Annotated in this window: 19 protein-coding genes; 5 read left to right on the top strand and 14 right to left on the bottom strand. The window is 66.3% G+C overall.

The features are described 5' to 3' along the window. Positions 1–25 precede the first annotated feature (25 nt). Both rpsU and AC07PT_RS22725 read right to left on the bottom strand, forming a co-directional pair. Entirely contained in the window at positions 26–238 is a 213-nt protein-coding gene (gene rpsU / locus AC07PT_RS22730) for a 30S ribosomal protein S21 (protein ID WP_007833691.1), read from the bottom strand. A gap of 167 nt (positions 239–405) precedes the next feature. Then, complete coding sequence (locus tag AC07PT_RS22725; protein ID WP_492348073.1) at positions 406–1,635, bottom strand: BaiN/RdsA family NAD(P)/FAD-dependent oxidoreductase; 1,230 nt, start codon at positions 1,633–1,635, stop codon at positions 406–408. Between the two features lie 151 nt (positions 1,636–1,786). On the opposite strand from AC07PT_RS22725, the gene AC07PT_RS22720 reads away from it, so the two are divergent. Next, positions 1,787–2,356: a hypothetical protein gene (locus AC07PT_RS22720; protein ID WP_494658207.1), complete on the top strand. Its 570-nt coding sequence runs from the start codon at positions 1,787–1,789 to the stop codon at positions 2,354–2,356. Beyond that, positions 2,356–2,778: a DUF2752 domain-containing protein gene (locus tag AC07PT_RS22715; protein WP_492348075.1), complete on the top strand. Its 423-nt coding sequence runs from the start codon at positions 2,356–2,358 to the stop codon at positions 2,776–2,778. Before AC07PT_RS22720 ends, AC07PT_RS22715 begins: the two co-directional genes overlap by 1 nt. Positions 2,779–2,802: 24 nt before the next feature. On the opposite strand, the gene AC07PT_RS22710 is transcribed toward AC07PT_RS22715, so the two are convergent. The 7 genes from AC07PT_RS22710 to nirB all read right to left on the bottom strand — a co-directional run bounded on the left by AC07PT_RS22710 (position 2,803) and on the right by nirB (position 11,972). Beyond that, a complete protein-coding gene (locus AC07PT_RS22710) occupies positions 2,803–3,513 on the bottom strand; it encodes a methyl-accepting chemotaxis protein (RefSeq protein ID WP_494658206.1) in 711 nt (236 codons plus the stop codon). 117 nt (positions 3,514–3,630) lie between these two features. Next, on the bottom strand, positions 3,631–4,467 hold the full coding sequence (gene cobA / locus AC07PT_RS22705; protein WP_494658205.1) for a uroporphyrinogen-III C-methyltransferase: 837 nt from the start codon (positions 4,465–4,467) through the stop codon (positions 3,631–3,633). Next, on the bottom strand, positions 4,464–5,369 hold the full coding sequence (gene ybiB / locus AC07PT_RS22700) for a DNA-binding protein YbiB (protein ID WP_494658204.1): 906 nt from the start codon (positions 5,367–5,369) through the stop codon (positions 4,464–4,466). Before ybiB ends, cobA begins: the two co-directional genes overlap by 4 nt. Before the next feature lie 125 nt (positions 5,370–5,494). Continuing rightward, entirely contained in the window at positions 5,495–8,332 is a 2,838-nt protein-coding gene (locus tag AC07PT_RS22695) for a nitrate reductase (RefSeq protein ID WP_494658203.1), read from the bottom strand. After that, entirely contained in the window at positions 8,329–8,727 is a 399-nt protein-coding gene (gene nirD, locus AC07PT_RS22690; protein WP_492348080.1) for a nitrite reductase small subunit NirD, read from the bottom strand. The genes AC07PT_RS22695 and nirD overlap by 4 nt, the downstream gene beginning before the upstream one ends. 12 nt (positions 8,728–8,739) lie before the next feature. Next, the gene (locus AC07PT_RS22685) at positions 8,740–9,528 is read right to left on the bottom strand and encodes a type IV pili methyl-accepting chemotaxis transducer N-terminal domain-containing protein (protein WP_494658202.1); all 789 of its coding nucleotides are present in this window, start codon (positions 9,526–9,528) and stop codon (positions 8,740–8,742) included. A gap of 11 nt (positions 9,529–9,539) precedes the next feature. Then, complete coding sequence (gene nirB, locus AC07PT_RS22680; RefSeq protein WP_492348082.1) at positions 9,540–11,972, bottom strand: nitrite reductase large subunit NirB; 2,433 nt, start codon at positions 11,970–11,972, stop codon at positions 9,540–9,542. A gap of 329 nt (positions 11,973–12,301) precedes the next feature. On the opposite strand from nirB, the gene AC07PT_RS22675 reads away from it, so the two are divergent. Next, positions 12,302–14,047, top strand: coding sequence for a bifunctional protein-serine/threonine kinase/phosphatase (locus AC07PT_RS22675; RefSeq protein ID WP_492348128.1), 1,746 nt, complete (start codon positions 12,302–12,304; stop codon positions 14,045–14,047). Between the two features lie 67 nt (positions 14,048–14,114). On the opposite strand, the gene AC07PT_RS22670 is transcribed toward AC07PT_RS22675, so the two are convergent. The 4 genes from AC07PT_RS22670 to AC07PT_RS22655 all read right to left on the bottom strand — a co-directional run bounded on the left by AC07PT_RS22670 (position 14,115) and on the right by AC07PT_RS22655 (position 18,724). Next, entirely contained in the window at positions 14,115–15,326 is a 1,212-nt protein-coding gene (locus AC07PT_RS22670) for an MFS transporter (protein ID WP_492348083.1), read from the bottom strand. A gap of 364 nt (positions 15,327–15,690) precedes the next feature. Next, positions 15,691–16,497: an ABC transporter ATP-binding protein gene (locus AC07PT_RS22665; RefSeq protein ID WP_494658201.1), complete on the bottom strand. Its 807-nt coding sequence runs from the start codon at positions 16,495–16,497 to the stop codon at positions 15,691–15,693. 26 nt (positions 16,498–16,523) lie between these two features. Next, positions 16,524–17,441, bottom strand: coding sequence for a nitrate ABC transporter permease (ntrB, locus tag AC07PT_RS22660; RefSeq protein ID WP_492348085.1), 918 nt, complete (start codon positions 17,439–17,441; stop codon positions 16,524–16,526). 38 nt (positions 17,442–17,479) lie between these two features. Then, entirely contained in the window at positions 17,480–18,724 is a 1,245-nt protein-coding gene (locus AC07PT_RS22655) for a CmpA/NrtA family ABC transporter substrate-binding protein (protein WP_494658200.1), read from the bottom strand. Positions 18,725–19,178: 454 nt separating this feature from the next. Here AC07PT_RS22655 and tsaD point away from each other — a divergent pair, with 454 nt between their 5' ends. Then, positions 19,179–20,270, top strand: coding sequence for a tRNA (adenosine(37)-N6)-threonylcarbamoyltransferase complex transferase subunit TsaD (gene tsaD / locus AC07PT_RS22650; protein ID WP_494658199.1), 1,092 nt, complete (start codon positions 19,179–19,181; stop codon positions 20,268–20,270). A 105-nt stretch (positions 20,271–20,375) separates the two neighbouring features. After that, positions 20,376–21,038 (top strand): helix-turn-helix domain-containing protein, encoded by a 663-nt coding sequence (locus AC07PT_RS22645; RefSeq protein ID WP_492348088.1) that lies wholly within the window; start codon positions 20,376–20,378, stop codon positions 21,036–21,038. A gap of 284 nt (positions 21,039–21,322) precedes the next feature. On the opposite strand, the gene AC07PT_RS22640 is transcribed toward AC07PT_RS22645, so the two are convergent. Then, positions 21,323–21,718, bottom strand: a complete 396-nt coding sequence (locus AC07PT_RS22640; protein ID WP_494658198.1) for an Hsp20/alpha crystallin family protein — start codon at positions 21,716–21,718, stop codon at positions 21,323–21,325. Positions 21,719–21,778: the final 60 nt, after the last annotated feature.

Here is a 21,778-nt window from a genome sequence, read left to right as displayed (position 1 = left end):
CTGTGAACCAGCAGGCGGGCTGCGATCAGTACAGCTTCTTGGGCAGTTGCATGCTGCGAACGCGCTTGTAGTGGCGCTTCACGGCAGCAGCCTTCTTGCGCTTGCGTTCAGCGGTCGGCTTTTCATAGAACTCGCGGGCGCGCAAGTCGGTCAGCAGACCCAGTTTTTCGATGGTGCGCTTGAAACGACGCAGTGCGACGTCGAAGGGCTCGTTTTCTTTAACACGGATGGTGGTCATTACGTAATGTTTTCCAATGAGGTGCTCGGGGAAGATCGGGCCCACAAGCGAGGTTCCCCGCCTAAAAAATTGATCAGGCCGGCGGGGCATTTGCCAGCAAAGCCTGCGATTATAGCGTCCTGGCTTGCGCAAACAAGATTTTTGTGCATCCAGGCCTCAGACAGCGCTCACATCAGCCCCGCCCGGGCCGCCAGGCCCTGGGCGCAGGCATGCGCGCTGGCCCAGGCCCACTGGAAGTTGTAGCCCCCCAGCCAGCCCGTCACATCCACCACCTCGCCAATGAAATACAGGCCGGGCTGTTTGGATTCCAGGGTCTGCTGCGACAGATCGCGCGTGTCCACGCCACCCAGGGTGACCTCGGCCTTTTTGTAGCCTTCGGTGCCGGTGGGGATCAGCTCCCAGCGCGACAGGCGCTCGGTCAGGGTGTGCAGGGCCTTGTCGGTCACCTCGTTGCAAGGCCGCTGCAGGGCCGGGTCCTGCTGCACCCAGGCCTCGGCCAGTCGGCTGGGCAGGCTGTGCGCCAGTTCATTGACCAGCAGCTTGCGCGACACGGCCTTGGCGCGGGCCAGGGTTTCGGGCAGGTCCAACTCGGGCATCAGGTTGATGCGGATGGGCGTGCCGGCCTGCCAGTAGCTTGAAATCTGCAACACCGCCGGGCCTGACAGGCCGCGGTGGGTGAACAGCAGGTCTTCCAGAAAATGCCCGCGGCTCTTCTTGCTGCCCGTCTCCATGGCCACCGGCAGGGCCAGCCCGGCCAATTGGGCATACGGTTGCCAGGCGGCACCGTCAAAGGTGAGGGGCACCAGGCCCGGTCGCTGTTCGACCAGGCGCAGGCCGAACTGGCGGGCCACCCGGTAGCCGAAATCGGTGGCGCCGATCTTGGGGATGGACAGGCCACCCGTGGCCATCACCAGGCTGGGGCTGCGCACCGTGCCCTGATCGGTGTCGATCTCGTAGACGGTGCCCGTGCTGCCTTCGGTGCAGCGCACGGCCTTCACGCCACAGCCTTGCCAGCGGGTGACGCTGCCACCAGCAGCCCCCGCCTCGCATTCGCGCAACAGCATCTGGATGATGTCCTCGGCCGAGCGATCGCAGAACAGCTGGCCCTTGTGCTTTTCGTGGAAAGGGATGTCGTGGCGCTTGACCAGGGCGACAAAGTCTTGCGGGGTGAAGCGGCTCAGGGCGCTGCGGCAGAAGTGCGGGTTGGCGCCCAGGAAGTTGGCCGGGCTGGCTTCGCGGTTGGTGAAGTTGCAGCGGCCGCCACCTGAGATGCGGATTTTCTCGGCCACCTTCTCGGCATGGTCCACCAGCAGCACGCGCAGCCCGCGCTGCGCGGCCACGCCGGCACAAAACAGGCCGGCGGCCCCGGCTCCCACAATCACGGCATCGACATTCAAACCAGGCTCCAGGGCAACACGGGGTGCTCACCCCGCGGCAAAAGGCTTGATTATCGTCAGCCAGGTGCCGCAGGGCCGCGTGAAGGCGCTTGGCAAGCGGGCGGCGATCAGGAGAATGGGGATTTACATCTCAAAAACCGGAGGGAACTTCATGGCGACTCTGAACATCGGCGACTGCCTGGGCGCGGCCTGGGCCCAGTACCGCAAGAACATGCTCACCCACATCGTGGCCACGGTGCTGGTCACGGCCATCGGCAACCTGTTCTTCGGCTTGCTGACCGGCCCATTGATGGTGGGCTACATGCGCATGATGCGTGCCGAGGAGGCCGGGCAGCCCATCAGCTTCACCGATGTGTTCAGGGGCTTCGACGACTTCGGGCCTGCCTTGCTGGCGGCCCTGCTGGCCGGCATCCTGGTGGCCGTGGGCTTTTGTTTCTGTGTGCTGCCGGGCCTGCTGCTGCTGCCGCTGGTGCCCCTGGCGCTGCATGAAGTGGCCGAGGGCGAGAAGGACGCCATCCAGGCGATCAAGACGGCCTGGAGCCAGCTTCGGCCCAACCTGTTCATGGCCTTGATCTGCAGCTTCCTGATCTCGGTACTGGCCAGCATCGGGGCGCTGCTGTGCGGGGTGGGCGTGGTCCTGACGCTGCCCCTGGCCTACCTGGGGGCGTATCACATGGCGCGTCAGTTGTCGGGGGATCCCCGGGTGATCCTGGCGCTGTGATGACTTTTGAAGCGGGTCTGCAGCGGTGGGCGCCCGGCCTGCTCTGGCTGGGGGCGTGGCCGGTGGCTGGTGGCTTGAGCCAGGTGCTGTTGCATGGCGAGGCCTTGCCGGTCTGTGCTTTCAAGGCCCTCACGGGTTGCCCATGCCCGCTGTGTGGGGGCACGCACCTGGTCCACGCCCTGGGCCAGGGCGACTGGTCTGGCGCCTGGCAGGCTCAGCCCGGGCTGTTGCCGCTGCTGCTGGGGGCCTGGCTGATGCTGGGTTGGCGCAGGCTGGCCCCTCAGGGAGGGCGCCAAGCCTGGAGCCGGCTGGAACGGCGGCTGTTGGGGGCCGGCGTGGTGTTCTGGCTGGCCGAGTGGGGTTGGCGGGTTGGGTGTGGCTTGGCAGGCGCCTGGGTTGCGGGCGGTTTTGCGGGCGGGTGAACCTGCGCCCGCAGGGCTTCAATCTCAATGCTTGACGCCTTGCCGCCCGGCCAGGGACACGGCCTTGAGCGACAGGCCGTCGATTTCGGCCGTGATGCCTGACAGCACGTTGGCCACCACGGCGAATTCGCGGCCGTGCTGGCCAGCCCGTGCCGCCATGACCTGGGCATTGAAGCTCACCACCTTGGCTTCCCGGGCCACGGTCTGGATCGAGGCCACGATGCCGGTCAGTTCGCGCATCATGGCCTGCGATTGGGCGGCCGTGACCTGGTCGAAGGCGGTGGTCGCCCGGTTCAGGGCATCGAGCACCTGATCGGTGCTGTCCACCAGCGAGGCCAGGGTCTCGCTCACCCGGCGGTCTTGTCGCTCGATCTGGTCCTGGGTGGTCCGGAGTTGCGCGATGAAGGTGTCGATGGTCTGCCCTGCACCGTTGGGGCCCTCGTAGGCCCGCAGAATGACCTGGGCCTGCTCGGCGGGCAGCGCACGGCCGGTTTCACGCAGGTGTTGCTGGCTGGTGGTGAACAGTTCCAGCGATTTGCGCGCGGCGGCCAGTTGTCCGGCATGGCCTTGGGCGGCCAGCACGGTCTGCAGGATCATGCGCTGCGACAACATGCGTTGGCGGGCGGCCATGTTGACCAGGGAGATGTCGCCTTCCCTGGGTTGGCTGGCCGCGCTGATGCCCCTGGGCAGGGCCTGCGGGTAGGCCGAGGCCGGGTGTCGTGCCAATGCAGTCATGTGGACTCTCTTTCCCTGGTGAACACGCCTGACACGAAGCAAATGCCGGGCCAGAATTGTCAGCGCCAAGTCAGTCCTGGTGCCTCTCCCGGTCGGTCCTGGACGTGTCCGTCGTTCTCAAAGCGTGCCGGTGCGCTCGCGCATGGCGTCGACGTCGGCGGGCACTGAGGGGCTGGTGCTCAGGGCATGCACCCCACCGATCACGTCACCCACCACGATCACCGAAGGGCTGCCCAACTGTTCGGTCTGCAGCGTGTGGCACAACTGCGCCAGCGTGGTGATGGCATGGCGCTGCGTGGGCAGGCTGGCCCGTTGCACGATGGCCACCGGGGTGTGGCCGGGCAGGCCTTGCAGCAGCTCTTGCTGAATGCGCTCGGCCCCGCTCACGCCCATGTAGATCACCAGCGTGAGGCGGGCGCTGTGGGCCGTGGCCGCCAGCGCGGGCCAGTCGGTACCGGTGTCGCCGGGCTTGGCGTGGCCGGTGACGAACACCACCCCATGGGCGTGTTCGCGGTGGGTCAGGGGCACGCCCAGCGAGGTCACGGCGGCCAGGCCCGAGGTGATGCCGTTGACCACGCTGACCTCGATGCCGGCGGCACGCAGGTGCTCGACCTCTTCACCGCCACGGCCAAAGATGAAGGGGTCGCCCCCTTTGAGACGCACCACCTGCTCGCCTTCGTGCACCGCAGTGATCATCAGCTTCTCGATGAAAGCCTGCGGGGTCGACTTGCAGCCGCCGCGCTTGCCCACATAGACCACGCGGGCCTGGGGTGAGGCCAGGGCCACGATCTCGTCGCTGACCAGGTCGTCCACCAGCAACACGGTGGCACGCTGCAGCGCCTTGACGGCCTTGAGTGTGAGCAGTTCGGGGTCGCCCGGGCCGGCGCCCACCAGGGTGCAATGGCCTTGTCGGGCCGATGAGGACCGGGGGTCCGGGGTGAGGGTGTTGGTCATGGGTGCTCCACAAGGCGCAGGATGTGTTCGACCTGGCGTGCGATGGGGGTGGGTACCGGCAGCTTGCCTGCCAGCACCAGTTGAATGTAGTTGGCGGTGGAGGCCGCGCTGATGTCACGGGGCAACTCGGGCAGAGTGGCCAGGGGACCCTGCTGGGCCGCTTGCCAGGGGTAGGCCTGGCCTTCCATGTAGGCGGTCATCTCGGGGGTGCGGCGCGGGTCGGCCACCACCTCGCCCTCGGTGCCGCGCAGCAGCAGGGCGCGCTGACCGGTCAGGGCCAGCGTGGCCGCCATGGACTCGGCGTACTCCGGGTGGGTGTAGCTGCTGACCAGCACACTCGGGCCCTGGCAAGGGCTCATCAGCTTGACCATGCTGTGTGCTGAATTGCGCAAACCCACGGCCCGGCGCACCTCCAGCAGTCGCTTCAGGCCCGGCAGCAACAGGCCGGTGGGTGCGTAGACCAGTTCGCCAGCCTTGAGGGGGCGCACGGCCACCAGCGACGGGGTGCCGAGGGCCGACAGCACCGCGGCGGCCGGCACGCGGGCCTCTTCGGTCGGGGTGCCATGCACCAGCACGCTGGCGCCCCGGCGCGCCAGCAGCAAGGCCAGCAGCGGGGTGAGCACGGGCAGCTTGCGCGCACCGTTGTAACTGGGCAGCACCACGATCGGTTTGAGGGTGGGGGGCATGCGGGTCATGCGGGCGTGGGTGGCATCGAGAAACCCGGCCATCTCTTCGGGGGATTCACCCTTGATGCGCATGGCCAGGCAGAACGCGCCGATTTCCAGATCGGTCACCGTGCCGTCCAGCACCTGGCCCATGAGGTCGGCCGCCTGCTCCCGGCTCAGGGGGCGTGCACCCTCTTTGCCGCGGCCAATTTCCTTGATGTACTGACTGATTGCCATGTCGTGGTCTGCTTGTTTTGGAAGGTCTGTTGAAACAGAGCCGCGCATTGTCCCTGAAGCCTTCTGACTTTCCGCTATATGCCCAACTTTGGTGCGGCTTCTGCATCGCCACACCTGGATGGGTCTCAGCCCGTCACCGGCTTGATCAATCGCACCATGCGCTTGAGCTCCGGCACACATGAACCACAATTCGTGCCACATTTCAGCGCTCCCTGAAGCTGGCCCAGTCGCTCCTCCTCCTGGCCCTGGCAGCCCGCCAGCGCGGCCTCGATGGCCTGGTCGGTCACCCCCACGCAACTGCACACGGTTCGCCCTTTGCTCACCACGGCCACCGGCGCTTCGGCGCCGGGCAGCAACAGCAGCCGCCCATAGGCCCGCGCGGGCAGGTCCTCCTGCAGCAGCGTGCGCAGCCACACTTCGGCGCGGGTGTCGCCACCCAGCAGCAGGCCGGTGATGCGGGTGTCGTCACCCTGGGGCTCCACCCGCACGGTGCGGCGCTGGCCGCGCCGCAGATCGACGTAGTGCAGCGAGTCTTCGTTTTGCAGGCCCAACAGGGTTTCGATCTGCACCAGCACTTCGGCGGGCGGGGCCTCGGGCGCAGCGGCCCGGAACAGCACGCCGGTGGTGGGCGCCGTGGTACCGCCCAGCGCATCCGCCCGGCCAAAGGGGACGCAGGTGCTGAAGGCAAAGGCGCCCATCAGGGGCTTCAGCTTCTCGCGCGCCGCAAGGGCCTCGCCGGTCGGCAACCAGGCCATGGCCACCAGGGACCAGGGCAGCTCCGCCTTGCTGATGCGCACGGCCGCGTGTTTGAGTTCGGGCTGCTTGGAGCTTGGGCAGAAGGTGCTGGGCATCAGCGCGTTGACGCCGGCCAGCGGCTCGCCCGTGGCCGAGCAGCCGCTCAGAAATTCGGCGCCCCAATGCATGGCGATGTAGGCCTGGTTGAGCCCGATCTCGCTGCTGGCCTGCACGGGCAGCACGATGGCGCCACGCCGTGATTGCACCGTCACCAGATCGCCCTCCTGCCACTGGCGGCGGGACATGTCCTGGGGATGGAGTTGGATCGCAGGTTCGGGCACGTGACCGAACAGGCGGCCCAGGGTGCCGGTGCGGCTCATGCCGTGCCACTGGTCACGCAGGCGGCCGGTGTTGAGCGAGAACGGGTAGCGCGCATCGCGGCTTTCGGCCACCGGCTGGTAAGGGGTGGCGCTGAAACGGGCCCGGCCATCGGGGGTGGGGAACACGCCATCTTCGTACAGCCGGACCTTGCCGGCCGGCGCCCCGGCGGGCATGGGCCATTGCTGGGGACCCAGGCTGTCGAGCAGCTCGTAGCTCAGACCCGTGATGTCCAGGTCGCGGCCCCGGGTCGATTCGCGGTGTTCGCACCAGATGGCTTGCACCCCGGCCTCCGGCGCTTCCGTGGGGTAGGGGAACAGCGTGGCCTGGCCAGGGCGCAGCCGGGCTTCCAGGCGCTGGGCCAGCTGCACGCCGATGGCCCAGTCGTGACGGGCCTCGCCGGCCGGGGGCAGGGCGGCGCGCACGCGGCTGATGCGGCGCTCGCTGTTGGTCACGGTGCCCAGTTTTTCGCCCCAGGTGGTGGCGGGCAGCAGCAGGTCGGCGAATTCGGCGGTGGCGGTGGTGGCAAAAGCCTCCTGCAGCACCACGAATTCGGCGCGCTGCAGGGCGCGGCGCACCGTGGCCTGGTCCGGCATCGATTGGGCGGGGTTGGTGCAGGCGATCCACAAGGCCTTGATCTGGCCGTCGGCGGCGGCCTCGAACATCTCGACCGCGCTCTTGCCCGGGGTGGCGGGCACCTGCTCCACGCCCCAGTGGGCCGCGACTTCGGCGCGGTGCTGCGGGTTGGCCATGTCGCGGTGCGCGCTCAGCAGATTGGCCAGGCCGCCCACCTCGCGTCCGCCCATGGCATTGGGCTGGCCGGTCAGTGAGAACGGGGCCGCCCCCGGGCGTCCGATCTGGCCGGTGGCCAGGTGCAGGTTGATCAGGGCGGCGTTCTTGGCGGTGCCGCTGCTGGACTGGTTCAGGCCTTGGCAGTAGAGGCTCAGCGTGGCTGGCGTGGTGGCGAACAGGCGGGCGGCCTCGTGCAGGTCTTGCGGCGCAATGCCGCAGACCTGGGCCACCCGCTCGGGTGTGCAGTCGCGCACCAGGGTCTTCAGCGCTTCGAAGCCGCTGGTGTGGGCGGCGATGTAGGCCGGCTGCGTCCAGCCCTCCCACAGCATGATGTGCAGCATGCCGTGGAACAGCATCACGTCCGTGCCCGGCTGGATGGCCAGGTGCAGGTCGGCCAGTTCGACGGTGTCGGTGCGCCGCGGGTCGACCACCACGATCTTCAGCCCGGGGCGGGCGCGCTTGGCGTCTTCGATGCGGCGGAACGCGATCGGGTGGGCCCAGGCGGTGTTGCTGCCGGCGATGAAGAGGCAGTCGGCGTGGTCGAAATCGGCATAGCTGGCCGGTGGGGCATCGGCCCCCAGGGTGGCCTTGTAGCCGGCCACGGCGCTGCTCATGCACAGGCGTGAGTTGGTGTCGAGGTTGTTGGTGCCCAACAGGCCCTTGGCCAGCTTGTTGAAGACGTAGTAGTCCTCGGTCAGCAACTGGCCCGACAGGTAGAAGCCCAGGGCGTCCGGCCCGTGTTCGCGCACGATGCGGCTGAGACGGTCGGCCGCCAGGTCCAGGGCGGCATCCCAGGCCAGGGGCTGGGTCGGGCCACGCCGCTCCAGGCGCTGCAGCGGTTGCAGCAGGCGGGTCTGGCGGGTGATGTCGGCGCTGGCCGTGAGGTGCAGGGTGGAGCCCTTGGTGCACAGGCGGCCGAAGTTGGCCGGGTGGGCCGGGTCGCCGCGCACGCCGGTGATGGCCTGGCCCCGGGTTTCGATGATCACGCCACAACCCACGCCGCAGTACGGGCAGGTGGAGCGGGTTTCCTGGAGGAGCGCCTGGGGGACTGGGGTCATGGCTGGGGGCCTCCGTCCAGGGGTTGACGGCAGGCCGGGCCTGCCTGGGGGCGCTGCAGCTCGGTGGCATGGTGCAGCAGTTCCTCGGTATCGAGGTGGACCAGCCCGTCTTGCACCAGCACGGCGAAACGCGGCGTGCAACCCACGTCGGGGGCCTGGGCCTGGCCATCGGCCAGCCCGATGGTCCAGTTGTGCAGCGGGCAGGCCACGCTGCGGCCGAAGACGATGCCCTGTGACAGCGGGCCGCCCTTGTGGGGGCAACGATCGAGCAACGCGAAGACCTCGTCTTGGTCGTTGCGGAACAGCGCCACCTCCAGGCCATGATCGCGGCTCACGCGGCGTGCGCCCAGTGCGGGAATCTCGTCCACGCGGCAGATGGGTTTCCAGAGGCTCATCTTGTTCTCCGTTCAGGCCCTGAGGGCCGCATACAACCCGGTGACGCGGTCCATCACCGAGAGCAGGTTTTCGCTCGCCACGAACAGCTCCGACAGCGGCTTGCTGCCAGGGGTGGCCGAGCTGATTTTTTTCAGTGCAGCGTCAAAGAACACCCACTGGCCGTCTGCCAGTGCCAGTTCATCGGCGATGCGGGCAGAGGTTTCGGGGGCTTTGTGCAGGGTGTCTTGCGCCTGCAGGAATTCGCTGCGGGCCCGGGCCATTTCGGTGGCCGCGGCGGCCGGGTCGACCTGCAGCACGCCGGCCAGGTAGAACTTGGCCAGTCGCTGCGACAACATGCGTTGGCGCCCGGCCAGGTTCACCAGGGGGCCGGCGGGGCGGGTCGAGGTCGCTTCGAGCTGGGCGGTGCCTTGCTGGGCCAGCGCCAGGACCTGGGCATCGGCTTGCAGCAGGGCATTGGCCCGGCGGGCCTCGGGTGGGGCAGACAGCGCGTCGCGCAAGGCCTGCCAGGCCGGATCCAGGGCCGCATAGGTGTTGCGGATCGGCGTGCTGGGCGCGTAGGCCTTGAGTTGTTCATGCTGGCGCTCGAACAAGGCCATCGACTGGCTCAACACTTGCTGAGCCGTGGGTGTGGGCGCCTGGGCGGCCAGGGCCAGCCAGGCCTTGACCATGCGCTGCGAGAGCATGCGCTGGCGCCCCGCCATGTTGATGGCATCGGCCAGATCGACCTGGGCCCGGGCGAGGCTCGCCCAGCAGGCGGCCAGGCCCAGCAGGTGTCGGCGTTGCAGAGCCATGGTGTTCATCCGGTGGGGTTTCAGGCCTTGAGGGCGTTGAATTGGCGGGTGTCCACCTCGGCACGATCGAACTCGAACCAAGGGTCGGGTTCGCCGTCGAGGGCAAATTGCAGGCGCTCCCACAGAGCCAGGCGGCCGGCGGCATCGTCCAGGATGCGTTTTTTCACGTGGTCCAGACCGACCCGGCCCACGTAGTGCACGGTGCGCTCCAGGTACCAGCCTTCTTCGCGGTAGAGCTGCATGAAGGCGCCCGTGTATTCAAGCACCTCGGCGGCGGTCTTGAGTTTGGTGAAGAAGTGCGCCACCTCGGTCTTGATGCCGCCATTGCCGGCGATGTACATCTCCCAGCCGCTGTCCACACCGATGATGCCCACGTCCTTGATGCCGGCTTCGGCGCAATTGCGCGGGCAGCCCGAGACGGCAAACTTGACCTTGTGCGGGGCATACATGCGCCACATGGCGCGTTCCAGGTCCTTGCCCATCTGGGTGCTGTCCTGGGTGCCCATGCGACACCACTCGCTGCCCACGCAGGTCTTCACGGTGCGCAAGGCCTTGGCATAGGCGTGGCCGCTGGGCATGCCGATGTCTTTCCAGACGTTGACCAGGTCTTCCTTCTTCACGCCCAGCAGGTCGATGCGCTGGCCGCCGGTCACCTTGACGGTGGGGATCTTGTACTTGTCGACCACGTCGGCAATGCGGCGCAGCTCATCGGCCGTGGTTTCGCCACCCCACATGCGCGGGATCACGCTGTAGGTGCCGTCCTTCTGGATGTTGGCGTGGCTGCGTTCGTTGATGAAGCGGCTTTGCGGGTCGTCGCGGGCCTCTTTGGGCCAGCTGCTGATCAGGTAGTAGTTGACTGCAGGGCGGCAGCTCGCGCAGCCGTTGGGGGTCTTCCAGTCCATGACGCGGAACACGTCGGCAATCGTCAGCAGCTTGTCTTTCACGATGGCCTCGCGCACGGCCTGATGGCCGTGCTCGGTGCAGCCGCACATGGCTTTGGTCTTGGGGGTGGCCGAGTAGTCGCCGCCCGCCGTGAACATCAGCAGTTGCTCGACCAGGCCGGTGCACGAGCCGCAGCTGGCGCTGGCCTTGGTGTGTTTGCGCACCTCTTCGAGCGTGAACAGGCCTTTTTCCTTGATGGCCTTGCAAATGGCGCCCTTGCTGACGCCGTTGCAGCCGCAGACCTCGGCCTCGTCGGGCATGGCCGCCGCCTTGCTGTGGCCTTCGTGGCCCACATCGCCGATGTTGGACTCACCGAACATCAGCTTGTCGCGGATGTCGGCCACGCTGCGGCCATCGCGCAACAGCTTGAAATACCAACTGCCGTCCACCGTGTCGCCATACAGGCAGGCGCCGATCAGCTTGTCGTTCTTGATGACCAGCTTTTTGTAGACCCCGGCATAGGGGTCGCTCATCACGATTTCCTCGGTGCCTTCGCCGCCCATGAACTCGCCGGCCGAGAACAGATCGATGCCGGTCACCTTGAGTTTGGTCGAGGTGAGTGAGCCCTGGTAGCGCGCGATGCCGAACTCGGCCAGGTGGTTGGCTGCCACCTTGGCCTGTTCGAACAGCGGTGCCACCAGTCCGTAGGCGGTGCCCCGGTGGGCGGCGCACTCGCCCACCGACCAGATGCGGGGGTCGGTCACGGTCTGCATCGTGTCGCTGACCACGATGCCCCGGTTCACCAGCAGGCCGGCCTGTTCGGCCAGCTCGGTGTTGGGCCGGATCCCCACGGCCATCACCACCAGATCGGCCGCCACCTCGCTGCCGTCCTTGAAGCGCACGGCCTGGACGCGACCGTCGGCGCCGCCGATCAGGGCCTGGGTCTGGGCACCGATGCGGAACTGCAGGCCGCGTTGCTCCAGCGACTTCTGCAGCAGCCGGCCAGCCACGTCGTCGAGCTGGCGTTCCATCAGCCAGGCGTTCACATGCACCACCGTCACGCTCATGCCGCGCAGCATCAGGCCGTTGGCCGCTTCCAGGCCCAGCAGGCCGCCGCCGATGACCACTGCATGGCGGTGCGTGGTGGCGGTTTCGATCATGGTGTTGGTGTCGTGGATATCGCGGTAGGCAATCACGCCCTGCAAGTCCTTGCCCGGAACCGGGAGCATGAAGGGGGTGGAGCCTGTGCACAGCAGCAGGCGGTCGTAGGCCGCCTCGGTGCCGTCATCGGCCCGTACCACACGCCGGATGCGGTCGATCTGCACCACCTTCTTGCCGGTGTGCAGGGTGATGTCGTTGTCCCGGTACCAGTCGTAGGGGTTGAGGACGATTTCCTCCAGCGTCTGCTCACCTGCCAGAACAGGCGATAACAGGATGCGGTTGTAGTTGGGGTGCGGCTCGGCACCGAAGATCGTGATCTCGTACAGCGAGGGGTCGATCTTCAGCAGCTCTTCGATCGTGCGCACACCGGCCATGCCATTGCCGACCATCACCAGCTTGAGTTTTTTCATCGTCATGCTCCGTCGCTTGGGGCCGGGCTGGCGAGCCAGTCGGTCCGGAAAACAAAAAAGGCGTCCACACGATGCGGCCTCGGGGGTGCGAGACTGCATGTGGGGACGCCTTCGTCCCGGGTCGACCCCTGCGCCATTGCAAGGGATCCACCCGGCGGCCCTGAGGCCGTTGGGGGTGTCAAGCAATGGCTGTGCCAGGGCGAACGGCGCCCGCTGGGGCTGCGAAGCGCCCTGGTGCGCGAAATTGGTGCGGTGCACCACCCGGACAGGTGCTGGATGGGCAGCACAGCGCACCAGCTTCGGGCATGGAACCTGCTTTCCGCTGGTGCATGAGTTTTGATCTCGAATTTGGTTTTGTCTCGCTGCCTGGACGCAAGTCCGAGAACGAGGATTTCGCGGCCCTGGTCAGTGGCCAGGGTCACGAGCAGGCCCGTGGGGCGATTGCCGCGATTGCCGACGGCGTGAGCACCGGGGGCTTTGGCCGCGAGGCGGCTCAGACCACCGTGACGACGCTGGTGCGCGACTATTTCGGTACCCCCGAAACCTGGGACACCACGGTGGCCCTGGACCGCGTCATCAGCGCGCAGAACGCTTGGTTGGCGGGCATCAACCGGCGCCGTCAGCCCGCGCTGGGCCTGACCACGCTCACCGCTCTGGTGCTGCGCGGGCAGACCTATACCGTGGCCCATGTCGGCGACACCCGGGCCTACCTGGTGCGCGATGGCGAGATGCAGCAACTCACGGTCGATCATGTGATGCCGCACACCGACTTCGCCCACCAGCTGACCCGGGCCGTGGGGCTGGAGGATCGTTTGCTGGTCGATTACAGCCAGGGCGATCTGCAAAGTGGCGATACCTTCGTGCTGCTGTCCGATGGGGTGCATGGCAGCCTGCCGGGTCGCGACATCCTGGCCTTGTTGGCGCAGGGGCTGGCGCCCCAGGCCCTGTGTGAGGCGCTGGTCAAGGCCGCGCTGCGCAGCGGCAGTGACGACAACCTGACGGCGGCGGTGGTGCGGGTGCAGGGGGCGCTGGAAGCCACGCTGCAGGACGAGGCTCGCCACGCCTTGCAACAGCCGGTGCTGCCTTTGCTCAAGGTGGGCGATGGGGTGGATGGGCTGGAGGTGCTGGCACTGGTGGCTGACAGCGGCATTCACCGTCTCTACCAGGTGCGCGATCCGTTGACGCAGCGCTGCTATGCCCTGAAGTCGCTGCACCCCCAGCGTGCGCACGACCCCGAAGAGCGCCAGACCCTGGCTCACGAGGCTTGGGTGGCGCGCCGCATGCAGGGCGGCAGTGCCGCGGGACACCTGGCCCGGCTCCATGACTGGCCACCGCAAGGGGCGGCTGCGGCCAGCGGCTTTTACTTGCTGTACGACTGGTACGACGGCGAGACCCTGGGGGCCTTGCTGCAGCGGCAGGCGGCCCTGCCCCTGGCCCAGGTGCTCAACCTGGTCACCCAGGCCTTGCGCACGCTGGCGGTGTTGCACCGGCAAGGGGTGGTGCACCGGGATGTGAAGCCCGACAACCTGCACCTGGGTGACGACGGCGTGCTGCGCCTGCTGGACCTGGGCGTGGCCTTGAGCGGGCGTGAGCCGGCGGCCACGCGTGAGCTGCATGCCGGTACACCCAGCTACATGAACCCTGAGCAGTGGGCCGGACATGGCCAGGCGGGCCACAAGGCGCAGTTGCCCGATGCCGGCAGCGACCTGTATGCGCTGGGCGTGACGCTGTATCAACTGCTCAGCCTGGGCCGCTTGCCGTATGGCGAGGTGCTGCCCTACCAGAGTGGGCGCTACCACCGCGATCCGCAGCCACCCAGCCGACACAATCCCCAGGTGCCGATCTGGCTCGACCATGTCGCCCTGAAGGCCGTGGCGCGACAGCGCGCACAACGCTTCGAGACCGCCGAGGAGATGCTGCTGGCGCTGGAGCGCGGTGCGTCTCGCCCCCTGAGTGCGCCGGTGGCAACGCCCTTGATCCAGCGCGACCCTGCGGCGGTCTGGAAAATCGCCCTGGTGGTCAGCGTGTTGTTCAATGCAGCGCTGGTTTATTGCCTGCTGTTCCTGCCGCACTGAGCCGCACCAAACACTTGCATCTGCCGGGCGGGCCAGACGGACGGTGTCCGTTGGGTTGGGGGCGCCTTCAGTGGCGGGCGCGACCGCCTTTTTCGGCCCAGGTGCGGGTCCAGCGGATCTGCATCACGCGCAACAGCAGCAGCACCGCCACGGCACAGGCGGCAAAGCAGGCGAAGCCGAGCAGGTAAGAGCCGGTGTACTGCTTGGAGAAGCCCATCAGATTGGGCACCAGGCCGCCGCCCAGTGCGCCGAGTTCGCCGATCATGGAGCCCGCCACCGCGGTGGTCAGCGGCCAGCGCAGGGGTACCAGCTGGAACAGCGCGCCATTGCCCGCGCCCAGGGCCGAGAAACAGACCAGAAACAGCAGCACCGTGACCGGCAGCGAGCCTTGGGCGAAGCCTGCCAGCAGCAGGCTGGCGGCGGTGACGACCAGCACCCCCGTCAGGGTGTTCACGCCGCCCCAAAGATCAGACAGCCAGCCCCCCATGACCCGCAGTGCTGCGCCCAGGAAGGCAGCGAGCATGGTGAGCTGGCCAGCCTGAACTTTGCTGACCCCGAATTGTTCGTAGAAATAGCTGGGCAGAAAGGCCGACAGGCCCACGAAACCGCCGAAGGTGACGGCATAGATCAGGCTGAACGCCCAGCCGTCTTTTTCGTACAGGCAGGACAGGTGCTCGCGCAGCGTGGTGTGGGGCGACAGGTCGGCCGGCTCTTTGGCAAAGACCACCATCACGGCCGCCGGAATGGCCACGCTCAGCGCGGCGATGCCATACACCGTCTGCCAGCCGAAGTTCTGTGCCAGCACTGGCGCCAGCAGCGCTGCGAAGGCCGTGCCGACGTTGCCGGCACCCACGATGCCCATGGCCAGGCCCTTGTAGCGGGGCGGGAACGAACCCGAGCCCAGTGACATGGCCACGCCGAAGCTGGCGCCGGCCACCCCCAGCAGCACGCCCATGGCCAGCAGGTCGTTGAAGCTTTGCACGAAGAAGTAGCCGTAGGCCATGCTCAGGCTGATGCCGCCCATTTCGACCAGGGTGGCGTTTTTGCGTCCGATGTACTGCGCCATCAGACCCAGCGGAAAGCGCATGAAGGCCCCGGCAAAGATCGGGATGGACAGCATCAGGCCCTTTTGCGTGGGACTGAGTTGCAGCGCCTCGGTGATGAAGGGCGCCATGGCACCGTTGATGGACCAGATGGCAAAGGAAAAGCCAAAGTACAGGAAGGCTGACCAGAGCGTGGGGCTGTGACCTGCGCGGTGGAACTCTCGGAAATTGAACATGGGTGTCTTTGCGGCCCCGAGGGCATGGCGGAAAACAAAAAAGGCGTCCGCACCGGATGGCTTTCTGAGAAAGAAGCCAACGGTGGGGACGCCTGTGTCCTGAGGGGCTGCGGTGCATCGTCACGCCACAGCCCCTGACAGCCTTGTGGGGCCGATGCCTTGATTCAAGCAAACTCCGTGCCGCCAAAACAGGCCTTGGAAACGGCTTGGACTCGGTCTTTTTGCCTGGGTTTGGTGCAGCGGCCTCGCTTTGAAGGGTGGAGGCCGTCGACTTGGTGCATGCCCGCCCAGGGACGGGGCCGTCTATGAAAAACGCCCCTCGACGGCGCAGGGCCGGGAGGGGCGCCGTGGGAGGGGGCGCGGCTCAGGCGGCGGTCTTTTCGACGTGGGCCTGACGGGTGTAGAGGAAATCAATCACGGCCTTGCGGTAGCCCAGGTACTGAGTGCTTTCAGCCAGCGCAACACGCGAGCGGGGGCGCGGCAGGTCAACGCTCAGGACCTCGCCGATGGTGGCGGCCGGGCCGTTGGTCATCATCACGATCTTGTCGGACAGCAGCACGGCTTCGTCCACGTCGTGGGTCACCATCACCACGGTGGCCTGGGTCTCGGCCACGATGTCCAGCAGCTCGTCCTGCAGCTTGGCCCGGGTGAGGGCATCGAGGGCGCCAAAGGGCTCGTCCATCAGCAGCACCTGGGGCTCCATGGACAGGGCACGGGCGATGCCCACGCGCTGTTTCATGCCACCCGAGATTTCGCCCGGGCGCTTTTGCGCCGCCGCACTCAGCCCGACCAGGGCCAGGGCCGCTTCAGTGCGGGCCTTGAGCTGGGCCTTGCTTTCGCGTTGGCCGAAGACGCGCTCCACGGCCAGGTGGATGTTCTCGTGGCAGGTGAGCCAGGGCAGCAGGGAGTGGTTCTGGAACACCACCGCCCGCTCCGGGCCGGGGCCCTTGATTTCGCGGTTGGCGCACAGCATGGCGCCCTGGGTGGGGGAGGTCAGCCCGGCAATCAGGTTGAGCAAGGTGGACTTGCCGCAGCCGCTGTGGCCGATGAGGGCCACGAATTCACCTTTGGCGATGGTGAGATGGATGTCCCGCAGGGCAGGGAAGGCCCCTTTGGCGGTGCGAAAAGTCTGTTCGACACCCTGGATCTCGATGTACTTGGCGCTGTTCATGGCGTGTTCCTTGATGACGGGGTGGGTCAGCTCTTGACTTCTTCGAAGGTGAAGGCCGTGGCGATGCGGATCAGGGCGTATTCCAGCAGCAGGCCCACGCCGCCGATCACGAAGATGGCAATGATGATGTTCTTGACGTTGAGGTTGTTCCACTCGTCCCAGACCCAGAAGCCGATGCCCACGCCGCCGGTCAGCATTTCAGCGGCCACGATCACCAGCCAGGCCGTGCCCACGGCCAGGCGCACGCCGGTCAGCATGTAGGGCAGCACCGAGGGGAACAGGATCTTGGTGAAGATCTTCCACTCCGACAGCTTGAGCACGCGGGCCACGTTCATGTAGTCCTGCGGCACGCGCTGCACGCCCACGGCGGTGTTGATGATCATGGGCCAGATCGAGCAGATGAAGATGGTCCAGATGGCGGCCGGGTTGGCGCCCTTGAAGACCAGCAGGCCAATGGGCAGCCAGGCCAGCGGCGACACCGGGCGCAGCAGGCTGATCAAGGGGTTGAACATGCGCGAGAGGAACTCAAAGCGACCGATCAAAAAGCCGGCCGGAATGCCCACCAGGGCGGCCAGGCCGAAGCCCATGGCCACGCGCTTGAGGGAAAACAGCACGTTCCAGCCCACGCCCTGGTCGTTGGGGCCCTTGCTGTAGAACGGGTCGCTGAACACCTCCAGGGCCTGCTTGAAGGTGTCGGCCGGCGAGGGGATGGCGCTGGCGGTGGTGATCGACACGATGGCCCACAGGCCCAGCATCAGGCCCAGGCCAAAAACCGGTGGCAGCACGCGCAGCCAGAAGGCGCGCCAGTCAAATGGCAGGCGTGCAGGGCGCGGGGCGGCAGGGACGGCTTTTTTCATGGCGGGGGCCTGAGCGGCAGAGGACTTGGGGGCAGGCACCTGCGAAGCGGGGATTTCGGCGGGGTTGTGGAAGACGGCACTGACCATGGCGGGCTCCTGTTGGGTGGGTGGGGCGCAGGGGAGGCTCAGGCGTGAACCTTGAAGGATTCGGCGTATTTCTTGGGGTCCTTGCCATCCCAGACCACGCCGTCGATCAACTTGCTGCTGCGCATGGGGTCTTTAGGCACGTTGATCTTCAGGGCGCTGGCGGCCTGTTTGTAGAGGTCGATCTGGTTGATCTGCTTGGCCACGGCCAGGTAGTCGGGGTGGTCCTTGAGCAGGCCCCAGCGCTTGTGCTGGGTCAGGAACCACATGCCATCGGACAGGTAGGGGAAGTTGACCGCACCATCGTTGAAAAACTTCATGTGGTTGGGGTCGTCCCAGGTCTTGCCCAGGCCGTTCTGGTAACGGCCAAGGATGCGCTGGTTGATGGCGTCCACACTGGTGTTGACGTAGGACTTGTCGGCAATGGTCTTGGCCATCTTCAGCTTGTTCTGCAGGCTGGCATCGATCCACTGGCTGGCCTCGAGGATGGCCATCATCACGGCACGCGAGGTGTTGGGGTACTTCTTGGTGAACTCGGCAGTGGTGCCCAGCACCTTCTCGGGGTGGTCTTTCCAGATGTCCTGGGTGGTGACGGCCGTGATGCCGATGCCGTCCATGATGGCGCGGTGGCCCCAGGGTTCGCCCACGCAGAAGCCGTCCATGTTGCCCACGCGCATGTTGGCCACCATCTGGGGCGGAGGCACGGTGATGACCTTGGCGTCCTGCAGCGGGTTGATGCCGGCCGAGGCGAGCCAGTAATACAGCCACATCGCATGGGTGCCGGTGGGGAAGGTCTGGGCAAAGGTGTATTCGCGCTTGTCGCTGGCCATCAGCTTGGCCAGGCTGGCCGCGTCAACCGCGCCCTTGTCGGCCAGCTTCTTGGACAGCGTGATCGCCTGGCCATTGTTGTTCAGCGTCATCAGGACGGCCATGTCTTTCTTCGGACCACCCACGCCCAGGTGCACGCCATAGACCAGGCCGTACAGCACGTGGGCGAAATCCAGTTCGCCATTGACCAGCTTGTCGCGCACACCGGCCCAACTGGCTTCTTTGCTGGGGATGATCTTCACGCCATACTTCTTGTCAAAGCCCAGCACGGAGGCCATGACCACGCTGGCACAGTCGGTGAGGGGGATGAAGCCGATCTTCACTTCTTCCTTTTCTGGCTTGTCGGAGCCGCCTGCATAGACAACCGAGCGCAGTGCCGGTGACAGGCCGGTGGCAGCCACGGCAGCGGTTTGCAGCACGGTGCGCCGGCTCAGGCGGGTGTTCAACAGGTCGGTCATGGGCTACTCCTTGAAGCTGAAGTCATTCGGAACGTACAAAGCAAAAAGGCGTCCTCACGCAGCAGCCGAGCCCTGTGGGCCAGCCGTGGTGGGGACGCCTTTGTCCTGGCAGCCTATCAAGCCCGCCATTGGGCTTGATAGGCTGTGTGACCCGGAGGGGTCATGCACCTTCTAAGCAAAGGGTGTGCCAGGCTAAAAAGAGGGCGTTAGGCCTCTGGGCCGGCTTGGCTGGGCGGCCAAGTGGTACATGGCGGTGCGCAAGGTGCGGGCATGGTGCGTGCCAAAGGCCCCAGTCGGTGCGCTGCACTGCTTTTGTGCGATGCACCAATCTCCGGTCTCATCGCTCCCGCCGAGGTGTCTGCGTGGCCCGGGGTGGGTGGGGGCAAGGCCTTTGTGTCGGTCCGGCGAGGCCGCTAGGGCCTACACTTCGGCACCGAAGTTGAACCGTCTGCCCATGTCCGTGACCGCCTCCACTGCTCCTTTTGCCCATCACACGCCCAGCCAGGCCCCTGGCCTGGTTCTGGGCATCGAGTCTTCCTGTGATGAAACAGGGGTGGCCCTGGTGCATGCCAGTGCCCAGGGCGTGCCGCGCCTTGAGGCCCATGCCCTGCACAGCCAGATCGAGATGCATCAGGCCTATGGCGGCGTGGTGCCTGAATTGGCCAGCCGCGACCACATCCGGCGGGTGTTGCCGCTGGCCACGCAGGTGCTGGCGAGCGCCGGGCGCAGCCTGGCCGAGGTGGATGTGGTGGCCTACACCCGTGGGCCCGGTCTGGCGGGGGCTTTGTTGGTGGGTTCGGGCGTGGCTTGCGCACTCGGTGCGGCGCTGGGCCGGCCGGTGTTGGGCGTGCACCACCTGGAGGGCCACCTGCTGTCCCCCTTTCTGAGTGCCGATCCGCCGGAGTTCCCTTTTGTGGCTTTGCTGGTGTCGGGCGGTCACACCCAGTTGATGCGGGTGGATGCGGTGGGTGAATACCAGATTCTGGGCGAGACCATTGACGATGCCGCGGGCGAGGCCTTCGACAAGTCGGCCAAGCTCATGGGCCTGGGCTACCCGGGCGGGCCGGCGCTGTCGCGCCTGGCCGAGGCCGGCGACCCTGCCGCGTTCAAGCTGCCCAGGCCCTTGCTGCACAGCGGTGATCTCGATTTTTCGTTTGCGGGGCTGAAGACCGCCGTACTGACCCAGGCCCGCAAACTGGGCGATGACCTGGCCGCGCGCAAGCCTGACCTGGCGGCCAGCACGCAGGCGGCCATTGTTGAGGTGTTGCTGAAGAAGTCGATGGCCGCCCTGCGCCAGACCGGTCTGCGCCGCCTGGTGGTGGCGGGCGGGGTGGGCGCCAACCGCGAGCTGCGCCAGCGCCTGAATGCGGCCTGCCAGGTGGCCCGGGTGCGGGTGCACTACCCCGAACTCCACCTTTGCACCGACAACGGCGCCATGATCGCCATGGCGGCGGCCATGCGCCTGCAGGCCGGTCGTGCCCAGGCGGGATGCGATTACAGCTTTGATGTGCGGCCCCGTTGGCCGCTGGATGCCATCGACGCGTGAGTAGGTGCCATCCCAGAGTGCTAGTGGGTCTTGAAAAACTAATTTTTTCAACTATCACTTTGTTGAACTTGACAATTTATTCGGCAAATTCGGTAGAATTGATTCATGAGCTCCGAAAACAATTTTTCCTCCGTCCCTCCCGCTGGTGAGCACTGCACCACGATCGAGGTGGCTCGTGAATTGGGCATGGCAGTCCGTTCGGTCCAGATGATGGTGGACCGGGGCGAACTTGAGGCCTGGAAGACCCCCGGTGGACACCGACGCATTTCCCGCGTCTCGGTGGACCGCTGGTTGGCCAATCGCCGTGCTGGCCGCCGTGGCAGCCAGCGTGGCAGCCCGGCCAACCCGCGTCGGGTGCTGTTCATCGAGGATTCGGCCCACTACCAGAACCTGGTGTCGCTGATGATGCAGCAGCACTTTCCCGAGGTATCGCTTCATTTGGCCGACGATGGCATCGTGGGCCTGGCCATGTACGGGCAGTTGCAGCCCGATGTGCTGCTGCTGGACCTGTTGCTGCCAGGCATTGATGGTGCGACGCTGCTGACCAGCCTGCGCGCCCACCCGGAGCTGAACCGGAGCCAGTTGGTGGTGGTCACCTCGCTGGACGAGGAGCAGCGCCGCCCTTATGCCTTTGCGCTGCGCGACATTCCGCTGGTCTACAAACCCAACCTCGTCACCGATCTGCCCAAGCTCCTGGGTGAGTTGCTGCACGAGGGAGATGCGAGCCCGTCGACCGCCTCTGAAGCCCGGTCTGCCACGGCCGCCTGATCCATTCCTCCCCGACCGGCCGAGGCCGGTCTTTGCCCCGCAGCACCTCACGGTCTGCGGGGTTTTTCATTTTCCAAAGATTGATCGGTCGGTTTCCAGATACAAAAGGTGATTCTTGCTACCGAAGTGCTCGAAATACCAGGGGTGATCGAGGTGTCCGAGCGTAGTGCTGCAAGCGATCAAATTGACAGTGCTCAAAGTCGGGTGACGCAGGGCTTGCCCAGTGGCGGGCGGCGAAAAAAAAGGCCCTTGACGGGCCTTGTGGGATGGGGCGCTCGGGCAGGTCAGCCGATGTTGATCCGGGTGCCTTGAGGTGGGGGTGGTGCCTTCTTGCCGAGTTGAAGGGTGAGCACCCCATTGACCAATTGGGCCGTGCTGGTGGCGGCGTCAAGCGCTTGCGGCAGTTCGAAGGCCCAGCGATAGCGGCGCGGCGCTTCGGCTGTGCTTTCGATGCGCACCACGTTGCCTTCGATGTCCACCTGGAGTTGTTCGCGGCTCAGGCCGGGCGCATCCAGCTGAAGTCGGTAGCCTTGCTCGGATTCTTCGAGGGGCTGGGTGCTTTCGCGTTGGCGCTGGGCCTGTTGGTGCAGGGTCTGGGCCAGGAATCTTTCGAGGCCGCGGTCCATGGCGCGCAGGCCATTGAGGTGGGCTGAGGAGCGAATCACGGGAGCGAAGATCATGGTGCAAGTCCTTTACACTGCGCGGCTCTCGAACTGAGTGCCGCATGGATCACAGGTGCG

This window comes from Curvibacter sp. GW821-FHT09D12, from assembly GCF_059416245.1.
The sequence above is the reverse complement of the archived record's forward strand: the minus strand, read 5'-3'. Positions and strand labels throughout refer to the sequence as shown.

Coding starts and splice junctions, on each gene's coding strand:
- rpsU (WP_007833691.1), bottom strand. CDS start 238: ATGACCACCATCCGTGTTAAAGAAAACGAGCCCTTCGACGTCGCACTG.
- AC07PT_RS22720 (WP_494658207.1), top strand. CDS start 1,787: ATGGCGACTCTGAACATCGGCGACTGCCTGGGCGCGGCCTGGGCCCAG.
- AC07PT_RS22715 (WP_492348075.1), top strand. CDS start 2,356: ATGACTTTTGAAGCGGGTCTGCAGCGGTGGGCGCCCGGCCTGCTCTGG.
- AC07PT_RS22710 (WP_494658206.1), bottom strand. CDS start 3,513: ATGACTGCATTGGCACGACACCCGGCCTCGGCCTACCCGCAGGCCCTG.
- cobA (WP_494658205.1), bottom strand. CDS start 4,467: ATGACCAACACCCTCACCCCGGACCCCCGGTCCTCATCGGCCCGACAA.
- ybiB (WP_494658204.1), bottom strand. CDS start 5,369: ATGGCAATCAGTCAGTACATCAAGGAAATTGGCCGCGGCAAAGAGGGT.
- AC07PT_RS22695 (WP_494658203.1), bottom strand. CDS start 8,332: ATGACCCCAGTCCCCCAGGCGCTCCTCCAGGAAACCCGCTCCACCTGC.
- nirD (WP_492348080.1), bottom strand. CDS start 8,727: ATGAGCCTCTGGAAACCCATCTGCCGCGTGGACGAGATTCCCGCACTG.
- AC07PT_RS22685 (WP_494658202.1), bottom strand. CDS start 9,528: ATGAACACCATGGCTCTGCAACGCCGACACCTGCTGGGCCTGGCCGCC.
- nirB (WP_492348082.1), bottom strand. CDS start 11,972: ATGAAAAAACTCAAGCTGGTGATGGTCGGCAATGGCATGGCCGGTGTG.
- AC07PT_RS22675 (WP_492348128.1), top strand. CDS start 12,302: ATGAGTTTTGATCTCGAATTTGGTTTTGTCTCGCTGCCTGGACGCAAG.
- AC07PT_RS22670 (WP_492348083.1), bottom strand. CDS start 15,326: ATGTTCAATTTCCGAGAGTTCCACCGCGCAGGTCACAGCCCCACGCTC.
- AC07PT_RS22665 (WP_494658201.1), bottom strand. CDS start 16,497: ATGAACAGCGCCAAGTACATCGAGATCCAGGGTGTCGAACAGACTTTT.
- ntrB (WP_492348085.1), bottom strand. CDS start 17,441: ATGGTCAGTGCCGTCTTCCACAACCCCGCCGAAATCCCCGCTTCGCAG.
- AC07PT_RS22655 (WP_494658200.1), bottom strand. CDS start 18,724: ATGACCGACCTGTTGAACACCCGCCTGAGCCGGCGCACCGTGCTGCAA.
- tsaD (WP_494658199.1), top strand. CDS start 19,179: ATGTCCGTGACCGCCTCCACTGCTCCTTTTGCCCATCACACGCCCAGC.
- AC07PT_RS22645 (WP_492348088.1), top strand. CDS start 20,376: ATGAGCTCCGAAAACAATTTTTCCTCCGTCCCTCCCGCTGGTGAGCAC.
- AC07PT_RS22640 (WP_494658198.1), bottom strand. CDS start 21,718: ATGATCTTCGCTCCCGTGATTCGCTCCTCAGCCCACCTCAATGGCCTG.